The sequence below is a fragment of the Lentibacter sp. genome, assembly GCF_965657785.1.
Lineage (GTDB): Bacteria > Pseudomonadota > Alphaproteobacteria > Rhodobacterales > Rhodobacteraceae > Lentibacter.
The window spans coordinates 1-11,720 of sequence record NZ_CBFHPP010000007.1 but is presented as its reverse complement, the minus strand read 5'-3'; the positions used below and the strand labels follow the sequence as shown (position 1 = coordinate 11,720).

General features: G+C 49.3%; 11 protein-coding genes. 6 read left to right on the top strand and 5 right to left on the bottom strand.

Annotated elements, in window-relative coordinates:
- Positions 1–43 precede the first annotated feature (43 nt).
- On the bottom strand, positions 44–1,108 hold the full coding sequence (ilvC, locus tag ACTF58_RS06135; RefSeq protein WP_438991093.1) for a ketol-acid reductoisomerase: 1,065 nt from the start codon (positions 1,106–1,108) through the stop codon (positions 44–46).
- Between the two features lie 93 nt (positions 1,109–1,201).
- On the opposite strand from ilvC, the gene ACTF58_RS06130 reads away from it, so the two are divergent.
- The 3 genes from ACTF58_RS06130 to ACTF58_RS06120 all read left to right on the top strand — a co-directional run bounded on the left by ACTF58_RS06130 (position 1,202) and on the right by ACTF58_RS06120 (position 3,305).
- Positions 1,202–1,657, top strand: a complete 456-nt coding sequence (locus ACTF58_RS06130) for an Lrp/AsnC family transcriptional regulator (protein ID WP_438991092.1) — start codon at positions 1,202–1,204, stop codon at positions 1,655–1,657.
- Positions 1,654–2,109, top strand: coding sequence for an Lrp/AsnC family transcriptional regulator (locus ACTF58_RS06125; protein WP_438991091.1), 456 nt, complete (start codon positions 1,654–1,656; stop codon positions 2,107–2,109). The genes ACTF58_RS06130 and ACTF58_RS06125 overlap by 4 nt, the downstream gene beginning before the upstream one ends.
- A gap of 71 nt (positions 2,110–2,180) precedes the next feature.
- Positions 2,181–3,305 carry an aminotransferase class V-fold PLP-dependent enzyme gene (locus tag ACTF58_RS06120; RefSeq protein ID WP_438991090.1) on the top strand — a complete coding sequence of 375 codons (1,125 nt, stop codon included), beginning with the start codon at positions 2,181–2,183 and terminating at the stop codon, positions 3,303–3,305.
- Here ACTF58_RS06120 and ACTF58_RS06115 read toward each other — a convergent pair.
- Both ACTF58_RS06115 and ACTF58_RS06110 read right to left on the bottom strand, forming a co-directional pair.
- Positions 3,302–4,504, bottom strand: coding sequence for a UbiH/UbiF family hydroxylase (locus ACTF58_RS06115; protein WP_438991089.1), 1,203 nt, complete (start codon positions 4,502–4,504; stop codon positions 3,302–3,304). The two genes, ACTF58_RS06120 and ACTF58_RS06115, sit on opposite strands and share 4 nt — an antisense overlap.
- A gap of 163 nt (positions 4,505–4,667) precedes the next feature.
- The gene (locus ACTF58_RS06110; protein WP_438991088.1) at positions 4,668–5,312 is read right to left on the bottom strand and encodes a pyrimidine 5'-nucleotidase; all 645 of its coding nucleotides are present in this window, start codon (positions 5,310–5,312) and stop codon (positions 4,668–4,670) included.
- Between the two features lie 96 nt (positions 5,313–5,408).
- Between ACTF58_RS06110 and ACTF58_RS06105 the strand changes: the two genes are divergently transcribed.
- Entirely contained in the window at positions 5,409–6,056 is a 648-nt protein-coding gene (locus ACTF58_RS06105; protein ID WP_438991087.1) for a GntR family transcriptional regulator, read from the top strand.
- On the opposite strand, the gene ACTF58_RS06100 is transcribed toward ACTF58_RS06105, so the two are convergent.
- Both ACTF58_RS06100 and carA read right to left on the bottom strand, forming a co-directional pair.
- Complete coding sequence (locus tag ACTF58_RS06100; protein WP_438991086.1) at positions 6,003–7,916, bottom strand: glycosyltransferase family 2 protein; 1,914 nt, start codon at positions 7,914–7,916, stop codon at positions 6,003–6,005. The two genes, ACTF58_RS06105 and ACTF58_RS06100, sit on opposite strands and share 54 nt — an antisense overlap.
- Before the next feature lie 104 nt (positions 7,917–8,020).
- Positions 8,021–9,178 (bottom strand): glutamine-hydrolyzing carbamoyl-phosphate synthase small subunit, encoded by a 1,158-nt coding sequence (gene carA / locus ACTF58_RS06095; RefSeq protein WP_438991085.1) that lies wholly within the window; start codon positions 9,176–9,178, stop codon positions 8,021–8,023.
- A gap of 144 nt (positions 9,179–9,322) precedes the next feature.
- On the opposite strand from carA, the gene ACTF58_RS06090 reads away from it, so the two are divergent.
- Together ACTF58_RS06090 and ACTF58_RS06085 are read left to right on the top strand one after the other, a co-directional pair.
- On the top strand, positions 9,323–9,781 hold the full coding sequence (locus tag ACTF58_RS06090; RefSeq protein WP_438991084.1) for a GatB/YqeY domain-containing protein: 459 nt from the start codon (positions 9,323–9,325) through the stop codon (positions 9,779–9,781).
- Between the two features lie 173 nt (positions 9,782–9,954).
- Positions 9,955–11,718 (top strand): right-handed parallel beta-helix repeat-containing protein, encoded by a 1,764-nt coding sequence (locus ACTF58_RS06085; RefSeq protein WP_438991083.1) that lies wholly within the window; start codon positions 9,955–9,957, stop codon positions 11,716–11,718.
- Positions 11,719–11,720: the final 2 nt, after the last annotated feature.

Sequence of the window (11,720 nt, the reverse complement as noted above, 5' to 3'; positions counted from 1 at the left end):
AAGGCGCCATCTAGGGCGCCTTTTTTCTTTTGTTTTAAAGAGCTTAGTTTTTCTCTTTGTCGACCATTTTGCCAGCGGAAATCCATGGCATCATACCACGGAGTTTTGCACCGGTTTCTTCGATCATATGCTCATCATTGGCGCGGCGCGAGGCTTTGATAGTCGGTTGACCAACGGCATTTTCAAGCATGAAATCACGCACGAACTTACCTTGCTGAATGTCTTCCAGAACGGCCTTCATGCGCGCTTTGGTTTCGTCGTATTTCAGGATCCGTGGGCCCGTGACATACTGACCGTATTCCGCTGTGTTCGAGATCGAGTAATCCATATTGGCGATGCCACCTTCGTAGATCAGGTCTACAATCAGCTTCACTTCGTGCAAGCACTCAAAGTAAGCCATTTCAGGGGCATAGCCTGCTTCGACGAGTGTTTCAAAGCCACAACGGATCAGCTCAACAAGCCCGCCACAGAGGACAGCTTGCTCGCCAAAGAGGTCTGTTTCGCACTCCTCGCGGAAGTTTGTCTCGATAATGCCCGAACGACCACCACCAATAGCAGAGCAATACGAAAGGCCAATTTCCAGGGCTTTACCTGATGCATCGTTATCGATGGCAACAAGGCAAGGCACGCCGCCGCCTTTGGTGTATTCGCCGCGCACTGTATGGCCTGGACCTTTGGGCGCCATCATGATGACATCAACACCTTCTTTCGGCTCAATCAAGCCAAAGTGAACATTCAGGCCATGGGCAAACGCGATGGCTGCACCTGGCTTAATGTTGTCGTGGACATATTTTTTGTATGTTTCAGCCTGAAGTTCATCGGGCATGGTGAACATGATCACGTCACACCAAGCGGCGGCTTCGGCGATCCCCATAACTTTGAGGCCTTCGCCTTCAGCTTTTTTGGCCGAGGCTGAGCCTTCACGAAGAGCCACAACAAGATTTTTAGCGCCGCTGTCACGCAAGTTGAGCGCGTGGGCGTGGCCTTGTGAGCCATAGCCCAAAATGGCTACTTTCATGTCTTTGATGAGGTTGATGTCGCAGTCACGATCATAATAAACGCGCATAGTAGCTTCCTTTTGATGTCTTGAATAATCTGAAGCCAACATAGCCAAGTTGAAGAAATGGGCTTGTCAGAATTGATTGAATTTCCCGCATTTGTGAGATAAGTATTCACAAAATGTTACTTATTGAGAAAAATTATGCTTGATGACGTTGATCGACGTATTTTAAGACAGTTTCAGGCCGCTCCTGAGATGTCTGTTGCCCAGCTTGCAGAGCGTTGTTTTCTCACTACGGCGAGTTGCTGGAGGCGGTTGGAAAAGCTGGAGAGCAGTGGCGTCATTTTGGGGCATGAAGCTGTTGTTGATTGGCAAGCTTTGGGTTTTGGCGTTGAAGTCAGCTTACGGATTACCTTGGACAAAACCCAATCATCAGCTTTTGACGACTTTCTGACCAAGGCGCGTGATGTGCCTGAAGTGTTAGAAGTTCAAACATTCTTGGGGCGCGTCGATGTTCGCCTCTTGGTGATTGCGCGCGATATGGCGCATTATCAAGATGTGTATCGTTCTCAGATATTGTCACTCCCTCACATCGCCGACATTGAAGCGCTCATGCATATTGCAAGGCTGAAATCTGACGAAGTTCTGCCGATATGATTGAAACAGATGAAATTGACCGAAGAATTCTAAGGATATTGGTTCGCGATGCTCGTAAAAGCAGCAAGGCGATTGGAGAAGATCTGGGGCTTTCGCAGCCTGCGGTTTGGCGGCGGATTCGTCGTTTGAAGGACTGCGGCGTCATTCGGGGCCAACGGCTGTGCCTCAAGAGCGAAAAGCTAGGGCTCGGCGTGATGGTTTTTTTAGGGGTGAAGCTCGCTGCCAAAGGACGGGGCAGTATCGAGAGCTTTGAGCGGGCGGTGTCTGCGATTCCTGAGGTTCTGAGTGTTGAGCACGTTCTTGGGCTATACGACTATCGCCTAAAGGTGGTTGCTCGTGACATACCTGATTTTGAGCGCGTATTGCGTCGACGGATTATGACCCTCCCAGGAGCGGGGCAGGTTGAGGCGAATGTCTTGCTCAGCGAAGAGCGAAAGTACGGTCCTTTATAAAGGGAGATCGGTCTGGTCGTTAGGATGCGTTATTGGTAGTGAGTTTGTAAGCACTTGAATTGGAGATAAATATGGCATTGCTAAAAACAGTCGACCCAGATGGTCTAGACGAATTTTCTGTCGTTTTCACCGATCGTTCGCTCAACCATATGAGCGCACGCTTTCGAAGCGTAATGAATGATATTTCCGAAATGCTTAAAGATGTTTATGCCGCTGATGCCGTCGCTTTGGTTCCTGGGGGCGGGACGTTTGCTATGGAAGCTGTAGCACGCCAATTTGGATCGGGTGCCCATGCATTGGTTGTGCGCAATGGCTGGTTCTCTTTCCGCTGGAGCCAAATTTTTGAGGCGGGAGGGTTTGCGCAAGAGGTCACTGTTCATAAAGCGCGCCAAACTGGTAATGGGGCGCAAACCCCGTTTGCTCCAGCACCGATTGAAGAGGTCGTTGCGGCGATCAAGTCAACAAAGCCTGATGTAGTGTTTGCCCCCCATGTAGAAACCTCCGCGGGCCTTATTTTGCCTGATGATTATCTTACAGAACTGGCTGCGGCGGCCCACAATGTGGGCGCTCTCATGATTTTGGATTGTATCGCATCAGGTTGTGCATGGGTTGATATGAAAAAAACAGGCGTAGATGTGTTAATTTCAGCGCCGCAAAAAGGCTGGTCGGCGTCTCCATCTGCGGGTCTTGTCATGATGTCAGATCGGGCGGTTGAGCGGCTGGACAAAACAACATCTGATAGTTTTGCAATAGATCTCAAAAAATGGCGCGACATTATGAAGTCTTATGAAGGTGGAGGGCATTCTTATCATGCCACCATGCCGACAGATGCGCTTGAGAAGTTCCGAGATACTATGCTTGAGACCCGTGATTTTGGCTTTGATAAATTAGAGCAAGCGCAATGGGATTTGGGCAGTGGTGTACGTGCTATGTTAAAGGAAAAAGGCGTTCATTCGGTTGCAGCTGATGGATTTGGGGCGCCTGGCGTGGTGGTGAGCTATACGCAAAACCCCGATATTCAGAATGGCAAAAATTTCGCGGCGCAGGGTATGCAGATTGCGGCTGGTGTTCCTCTTGCCTGTGATGAGCCTGAAAACTTCATGACGTTCAGGCTTGGTCTCTTTGGGCTGGACAAGCTTTATGATGTTGATGGCACATTGGCGCGCTTGAAAGCGGTGATTGATAAAGTGCTTTAATTGCGCGCGCCAAGCCCTATTTTCATCAAGGTTTTTCGGATGGGCGAGAAACCATATATGATGTTGAGCCCTAAGGCCCTCATATCGCGAAGTGGGCGTGAGGAGACCATTGAGGCGCGGTTTAGGGCGTCAATTCCCATGACACGTGTTCTGATGTCTGTGTGTCTCGCGCTATGATAATCCGATTGCATTTTTGTGCTGCCGATGTCGTTGGGATAGGTTTTTGCCAGATCATAAAGGGCTCTTATGTCGGCAAGAGACATATTTAGCCCTTGCGCTCCAATAGGGGGCACCACATGGGCCGCTTCTGCAACAAGGGCTGTTCTCTGGCCGCTCATAGTTTGGGAGTATTGCGAAATGATGGGCCAGATTGTCCTGGGACTGTTGAGAGTAAGAGGGCCCAATATGGAGCAAGATCTTGTATTGATTGCATCCATAAATGTTGAAGTATCCACGTTTTGAAGGCGGAAGGCTTCAGAACTTCGTTCCATCCAGACAACTGCAGATGCTGGCAAGCCATTGTGATCTGGGAGAGGCACCATCGTGAAGGGGCCACCTGTTCTATGTATCTCTGTTGATATATTTTTGTGTGGTATTGAGTGGGTGACGGTGAATGCAAGCGCGTGCTGACCGTATCGAATGGTTTTGGACTGAATACCAAGAGCTTCCCGCACGTGTGAGGTTCGCCCGTCAGCCGCAATCAGCAGTTTGGCCTTGATTTGTTCGTTATTGCTGAGAGAAACGGTTGCGCTGTCTGTTCTTGTCATGACCTCAACAACAGACACTCCGGTTTCGAACGTGAGGGATTTAAGCTGGGAAATTCGTTTCAGGCATTCTCGACGAAGCAGCCAATTTGGAAAATTCCACCCAAATGGCTGGTCCGAGATATCCGACGAATTGAACTCAGATTGTGTTCTTACGACAGGCTCTGAGCCACCGGCATCAATTATTTTCATAATCTGAAGGGGGGCGGCGTAAGCTTCAACAAGCTCCCACAATCCGATTTCTGTCAGTAGCTTTTTAGCCGGTTGCAAAAAAGCCGTTGATCTCATGTCTGCGTTTTTTGCGAGCTGGTCTGTCACAGGCGGCGACGGATCGACGCAAACGGTCTTGTAACCCAGTGACGCAAAGCTAATGGCAGAAATCATTCCTGCAATGCCGCCACCTGCGACGCAAACATCTACTTCGATTGCCGACATTAAACCGCTCCTTTGATTTGAAAATAATTTAGCTTGTCACGTGAGGGTTTCAACTGTGAAGGCCGCGTGAAATGAGCGCAACCAAGCGCTTTGAGGGTATGTTTCATTCTGGCGTAGTAGGCTTGTGAAGAAAAATAAGAAAACGCCCCCGCCTCAAAAATTTTCAGCTCAAGCGGCTCAGAAACGTGGATAAATCATCTGTATGGTAATGGATATGCTGTGCTGGTTCAGGCGTTGGCCCAACATGAACGGTCTTCATGCCCAAATTATATGGAACAACGAGGTTGCGGCTGACATCTTCAAACATCGCGGCCGTTGTGGGATTTACTTTAGCTTGTTTGAAGATTTTTAGAAATGCACTTTTGTTTGGCTTCGGTTCATATGCAGCGTGCTCGATGCCGAAGACGCCATCAAAAAGGCCATTCAAGCCACGCGCTTTCAGAACACGCTCGGCGTAGGGCGCGGTTCCATTTGTATAGACGATTTTGCGACCGGGGAGGCGAGAGATATGCTTTCTTAAGGCTGGATCAGGTTTAAGCGGATGAAGTGAAATGTCGTGCACGTCCTGAAGATACGGCTCAGGGTCGATAGCATGAAATTTCATCAGCCCCGCGAGAGTTGTCCCGTATTCTGACCAGTAGTGGTTTCTCAACCTGTCGGCTTCCCTTTGAGAAACGTTCAGTGTCCGCATCACATAACCAGTCATTTTGGCTTCTATTTGGGGAAACAGGTTCATATGTGAGGGATATAAGGTCTCATCGAGGTCGAAGACCCAAGTTTGCACTTCTAAGAAGAGTTTGCGTGTCATTGGCATGATGTTATGCAAGGCGAGTGCATTGTGCAATGAATGTAATGAAGTTTCGTGCGAACGCGGTGGCCTGAACTAAGGCTGAAAGGATGCTGAATGAAAGAGCCTAAACCCACACAAAAAGATGCTTATGGGCTCATTCTTGAGGCTATCGATCGCGGTGTTTATCGTCCTGGAGATAGGTTGGTTGAAAATGAACTTGCCGAGCGGTTTGGAGTGTCAAGAACGCCCATTCGTGAAGCGCTGCAGAGGCTTGAAACGCAATCGTTGCTCACACGTGACGGGCGCAGCCTTATTGTTTCATCCCTCGATCACAATCAAATGGCCGAGCTATATTCGGTTCGTGCGGAACTTGAAGGGTTGGCGGCCCAACTGGCTGCTCGGCACGCAACAGACGAAGAAATGCGCGTGTTGCGCGACATGATTGAAGAAGATCGCTCTCTTCTGGACAATCCAAATGCGCTTGCCCAGGCCAATCGCCGTTTTCATCGTCAAATACATTTGGCGTCGCACAATAGATTTTTGGTGCAACAACTAAATTTGGTGCATCAGTCAATGGCCCTCATGGCAACAACGTCTCTTGCCGCGGAGGGGCGTAGCGCCAAGGCGCTTGAGGAGCATGATACCATTGTTAAAGCCATTGAAGCGAGGGACGAAATCAAAGCGAGGGAAGCTTTAAAAGCTCATATCTCAAAGGCTTTTGTGACCAGACTCAAGCTCGACGCTGCCAAGGCGGGGGGGTAAGGAATTCTGAGTTTGTTCTTGAAGATGTGATAGAGAAAGGCCGTGCTGGGTTTTGTCCCAGTAAAATGGCTTTGCGACCAATTCAAAGAGAGCTTTGTATGCTGCTAATGCGCCGAGAGGGTAATAGAAGTGCATAATTGGAACCCATGCAAATAAATGTTTCAGCTCAGGTTTTGAAACGGCACTCGCGTTTATCAATGCATTTGCAAGCTCAATTGCGAGAAATGATAGGCCAAGTGCGACCAGTATTTCATGAGATACATATGCTTCCAGAGGGTGTGGCAAGCCAAAGAGAACAAGCCAAAAACTCCATAAAACGGGAGCCAGTATGAATTGTGACAAGGCGGTTACAAAATGTGCCTGAAACCCGATAAAGCGCCAAAGGCCGATTTGTCGATATAGTTTTGCGGGTTCTCGCATATGAACAAAATAGGTCACCATGTAGCCCTTTAACCATCGAGAGCGCTGTTTTATCCAAGGCCAAATGCGGCAGTTTGCTTCTTCGCCTGTGCGCGTTGGAATAACATCTGTTCTATAGCCATGACGTGCCAGCCTAAAGCCAAGATCGGCGTCCTCTGTTACATTATGAGCGTCCCAGCCCCCCAGACTTTCTAACGCGTTACGGCGAAAAAATAAGGTGGTGCCGCCAAGAGGAATAGCAAATCCTAACTTTGCCATGCCAGGTAAAATAAGTCGGAACCATGCCGCGTATTCAATTGTAAAACAGCGTGCGAGCCAGTTTTGCCGACTGTTGTAATAATCTAATACACCTTGCAGGCAGACCAGCTCTGGACTCGCGCTATGAAAATAATTCGCGACAATCTCGAGTTGGTTGTCTGCGGGGGCATCTTCGGCATCCCAAATACCAATTATGTCACCTTTACAAAAATCTAACGCGTAATTCATGGCCCGTGGCTTCGTTTTTGGTGTGCCTTCTGGCACCTCAATGATGCGGATCCATGGTGGGAGTGAACATTTAGACAACACTGCTTTGGTTAAGGTGTCATTTACCTCAACGACGAGCGCCACGTCCAACAGAGCTTTTGGGTAAGTGAGATGTGTAAGCCGTTGTAATAACGCCGTGGCAATTTCGCGTTCTTTGAAGAGGGGAACCAAGACTGATATTGTTGGCAGTTGATCGTCAGGGCAAACGGGCGGAGCTTCGTTTGGCACGCTTGACAGTTCTGCTGCGAAGGCTGAAAGGCGTAAGAGAGCGGATACGAAGAGCGTCATAATCGCCCAAAGGGCGAAGATCCCCAATGTGGCTTTGGGGAAAGCGAGAATAAGTGCTAAGAAAAAGGTTAACCCCAGAAGGGTTATAATCAATCGCTTTTGACTCGTGTGCCGCGCCCACCCTCTGCAACTTTCGCTTTCTGGAACACGCGCAGAGGCTTTACCTCTCAATTCCTCTTCGTGGTGTTTCATTAGCCAGCTTAAAATCTGGTCCCGCTTGCCCAGTGCAAACTCGTATTTTTCGCTGGTGGTGTCTAAATGTGATAGAAATGCTGAATAGGCTTCAGGACTTTCACAGAGCAAAATCACTTTGCTGCCTTTTTTCCGCCAAGGAACAACACAATATCGAACCAGCGTAGCGGGCTCAAATATGTTGGCAAGTTTAGTATCTGGTGGAGACATATTGATATTGATGAAGTCGATATTAAGAAAACGCGCGTTCGCTTGGGACAGCACATCACTCTTGACTACATTGGCTGCAATTAGGCTGCGATCGAGTGAGCAGTTCAACCGCTGGCTCTCCAAATGCGCCACCTTTAAAGATGCTGATGAAATGTAACCGCGTTCGACAAGATACCCCCCGAAGTCGGAGTGCGTCTTGAACTCTTGGTTCTCAATGTGTTTCACAACCACTACCTACAAAATGGTAAAATTAACCATTAAGAGGATATATGAAACTGGTTAATTGACCATTAACCAAACGTTAACAAGATGTTACTATTGGCTGCGTGTTATGATCTCGCGCTCATGTACTCTGCGAATTTCTCAAAGAGGTAGAAGCTGTCTTGTGGGCCAGGGCTCGCTTCGGGGTGATGTTGCACAGAGTATACGGGGCGATCATCAAGAGCTATGCCACAGTTTGAGCCATCAAACAGTGACACATGAGTTTGACGAACACCTGTTGGCAGTGATTGTGCATCAACAGCGAAGCCGTGGTTCATGGATGTGATTTCCACTTTTCCGGTCTCGAGGTCTTTCACGGGATGGTTAGCGCCATGATGCCCGTGGTTCATTTTGATCGTTTTGCCGCCCAGTGCCAGAGCCAGCATTTGGTGGCCAAGACAAATGCCAAAGACAGGCAGATCCGTTGTTTCCAGGATTTCCTTTATCATGGGCACTGCATAAACGCCTGTTGCCGCTGGATCACCTGGGCCATTGGACAGAAAAACACCGTCAGGTTTATGGGCTAAAACGTCTTGTGCCGTTGCATTTGCGGACAGCACGATGACGTCACATCCTGTCGAGGCAAGGCAGCGCAAAATGTTTCTCTTGGCGCCATAATCAATCGCAACGACTTTGTGTTTAGGATCTTCTTGAGGCTGATACCCATCTGGCCAAGCCCAACGCATTTCATTCCAGCGATAGGATTGAGAGCAAGTCACGTTTTTGGCAAGGTCCATACCTTCAAGACCGACAAAGTCACGAGCGGCTTTTACTAGTGCATCAGTGTCGAAAACTCCGTCAGCATTGTGTGCGAGCGCCACGTGTGGCGCTCCCTGCTGTCGGATTGCTCGGGTAAGGCGACGTGTATCTATTCCGCCGATGGCAATTCGGTTTTGTGTTTCAAGCCAGTTTGAAAGTGTTTCGGTCGACCGCCAATTGCTCGGTGCAGTGGGGTCCCACTTTACAACCATTCCTTCTGCAACAGGATTTGGGGTTTCATCATCTTCTGTGTTGATGCCGGTATTTCCAATGTGTGGGAAGGTAAACGTTACAATTTGGCCGGCATATGAGGGATCAGTCATGATTTCCTGATAGCCTGTCATAGCTGTGTTGAAGCATAATTCAGCCACGCAATGCCCCTGAGCTCCAAAGCCGTATCCGTAAAAAACTGTCCCATCAGCAAGTGCAAGGCAAGCGGTAGGGTGCGAGGGGGTTGCCTGCGCCATGTGAGTCACTCCAGCTGATAAATCGGGGCATTCCTACGTCTGGCGTGCGCGAGGGTCAAGAGCTCATGCAACTGTTGTCACGGCCACTCCATTTCGGTAGTGTCGTCTAGCTGTACTAGAACTCAGACTGAGGGCCATCACCAAATGCGCAACGAAATTAGCGCTGCTTTGAAGCAGGCAATGAAAGACAAGAACACGGATCGTCTCTCGACATTGCGCCTGATTAGCGCCGCGATAAAAGACCGCGATATCGCTGCAAGAAGTGACGGGAATGACGCAAGTGTGAGTGATGAGGAGGTGCTTGCCATTCTTGTTAAGATGGTTAAGCAGCGTCAGGAAAGCGCTCGCGTGTATGAGGAAGGCAACCGTCTTGACCTCTCTGAGCGCGAGCTGGCTGAAATTATTATCATTGAAGAGTTTTTGCCTCGCCAATTGGGAGAGGAAAAAACAAATGCCGTTATCGCCCAAGCTATTGCCGAGACGGGTGCCGAGAGTATTCGTGACATGGGAAAAGTCATGGGAATACTTAAGTCAAAATACACGGGGCAAATTGATTTTGGCGCAGCAGGTGCCAAAGTCAAAGCTGCATTGACGGGCAATTAACGTTTCAACGCAGCGATCTACGCGTTGTATTTGCGCCAATTTTTCCTGATTGATTGAGCAACGTGCGCTCAAGTGAGCGCGTGTTAACCTATCGTTGATACTTCCTTCTGCCGTGCGGGCTGTTCCCCGTACGTGGCTTATGACCGTCCATATAGGACGAGAAGAGGGAATGGATGAACAAAGTTATTTCGGATGGTGCGCTATTGATGCCGCCCAAATTTACTCCAGCGCTCGATGTTTGGTCCAGTCAAGATGGAACACCGGGCTCAGACACATATGCAAACAACCCAAATGCCGCTTTTGTGCCTGCAGATTCTGACTTTGGGGGGTGTCTAGAATTGGTGAAAACGGCACCCGTTCAAAAGGTGCGTTACATGGGGGAAACGCCTCTTTTGTCCGAGTGCTACCTTCAAGTGCGCGCCAAAGTGAAAGCAATCAGTGGCCCGCTGCCTAGCGTGCGGATCGCTGCATGGGCTGGGGGCCAAGGCGGAGCACACGTGACGAATGTCACAGAGCATGGCCCGGCCACGCTATTGACAGCTTATGGTGAGGTGGTCGAAATCAAGGCGATTATTGGCGTCGGAAATCGTTCTGGAGTCGATATGGTATGGGGGGCGAACGCACTCTATGGACACATCGGGTTAGATATCCTTGGCACCACCGGCGGCGTTGTCAGGATTGATGATCTCATCATCGAGGATATCACATCCGCGTTTTTGCGCGATATGCTCGCAACGGTTGATGTGCGCGACTATGGTGCCATTGGTGACGGTATCACAGATGATCTAGCTGCCTTTGAAGCAGCTGATGCTGCTGCAAACGGGCGCACTGTAATCGTATCCAAGGGGCTCTACTTTTTAGGTGATGATATCACCTTTGAAAATCGGGTTCGGTTCGAGGGAACAGTGACCTTGGCGGATGAACACGCTTTCGCGCTTACAAAAAACTTTGACCTTCCAGCGTATATAGACGCTTTTGGCGATGAGGAACTGGCGTTCAAGAAAGCGTTGCAAGCGCTATTTGGATCATCTGATCACGAATCTCTGGATATGGATGGTCGGCGTATTCGCATTGACAGCCCGATTGATGTTCGCGCGGTTATAGGCCGTGATCGGTATTCTACGCGACGCCATGTTCACAACGGGCAGTTTGACGTGACACCAGGGCCTGCCTGGGACACAGAAATTTTCACAGCTCAGGGCACTTACACAAGCGCAAATGGCTTTAAGCTCACAGGGGTCGCCAATATTGCCAGCATACCCGTTGGCGCTTTGGTCGAGGGGAACGGTGTGGGGCGCGAGGTCTATGTTCGTTCAAAAAATGTTGCCGCGCAGGAGATCATGCTTTCACAGAGGCCTTATGATGCTGAAGGCACGCAAAACTATACGTTTCGCCGGTTTAAGTATGTTCTTGATTTTAGCGGTATGGAGGACTTGGACAGATTTTCTATTAAGGATGTCGAATTTAGGCTTCAAGGAGAAGCGAGTGGGATTCTTCTCGCTCCGACCGGATTGATCTTCTCAGTCGAAAATTGCTTTTTTACGGGCCCGAAAGATCGGGGAATTACGAGCCCCGGAGAAGGCTGTCAGGGTATGCTGGTGGACAGGTGCCAATTTCTATCTGATGAAACGGATGTTCCTGCGCAAGACAGGACATCTATCGCGATGAATGCGAATGGAAATGACATCAAGCTTCGGAACAATCGTATTGTGCGCTTTAGGCACTTTGCCATTATCGCAGGTTCTGGCTCGATCATAACTGGAAATCATTTCTTTCAGGGAGATGGGGTGTCAAACGGTTTGCGGCTTGCTGGGATTGTGATTACAGGAACGAATTGTCGTGCCACGATCGACGGCAATTACATCGATAATTGCTTTATCGAGTGGGCAAATGAGCATGATGATGCTGAGCAGCCCCACTTGAGTGGTCCATATTAAAA

Excerpts from the sequence above, each read along its gene's own strand:
- ilvC (WP_438991093.1), bottom strand. The coding sequence starts at position 1,108 with ATGTTGGCTTCAGATTATTCAAGACATCAAAAGGAAGCTACTATGCGC.
- ACTF58_RS06130 (WP_438991092.1), top strand. The coding sequence starts at position 1,202 with ATGCTTGATGACGTTGATCGACGTATTTTAAGACAGTTTCAGGCCGCT.
- ACTF58_RS06125 (WP_438991091.1), top strand. The coding sequence starts at position 1,654 with ATGATTGAAACAGATGAAATTGACCGAAGAATTCTAAGGATATTGGTT.
- ACTF58_RS06120 (WP_438991090.1), top strand. The coding sequence starts at position 2,181 with ATGGCATTGCTAAAAACAGTCGACCCAGATGGTCTAGACGAATTTTCT.
- ACTF58_RS06115 (WP_438991089.1), bottom strand. The coding sequence starts at position 4,504 with ATGTCGGCAATCGAAGTAGATGTTTGCGTCGCAGGTGGCGGCATTGCA.
- ACTF58_RS06110 (WP_438991088.1), bottom strand. The coding sequence starts at position 5,312 with ATGACACGCAAACTCTTCTTAGAAGTGCAAACTTGGGTCTTCGACCTC.
- ACTF58_RS06105 (WP_438991087.1), top strand. The coding sequence starts at position 5,409 with ATGAAAGAGCCTAAACCCACACAAAAAGATGCTTATGGGCTCATTCTT.
- carA (WP_438991085.1), bottom strand. The coding sequence starts at position 9,178 with ATGGCGCAGGCAACCCCCTCGCACCCTACCGCTTGCCTTGCACTTGCT.
- ACTF58_RS06090 (WP_438991084.1), top strand. The coding sequence starts at position 9,323 with ATGCGCAACGAAATTAGCGCTGCTTTGAAGCAGGCAATGAAAGACAAG.
- ACTF58_RS06085 (WP_438991083.1), top strand. The coding sequence starts at position 9,955 with ATGAACAAAGTTATTTCGGATGGTGCGCTATTGATGCCGCCCAAATTT.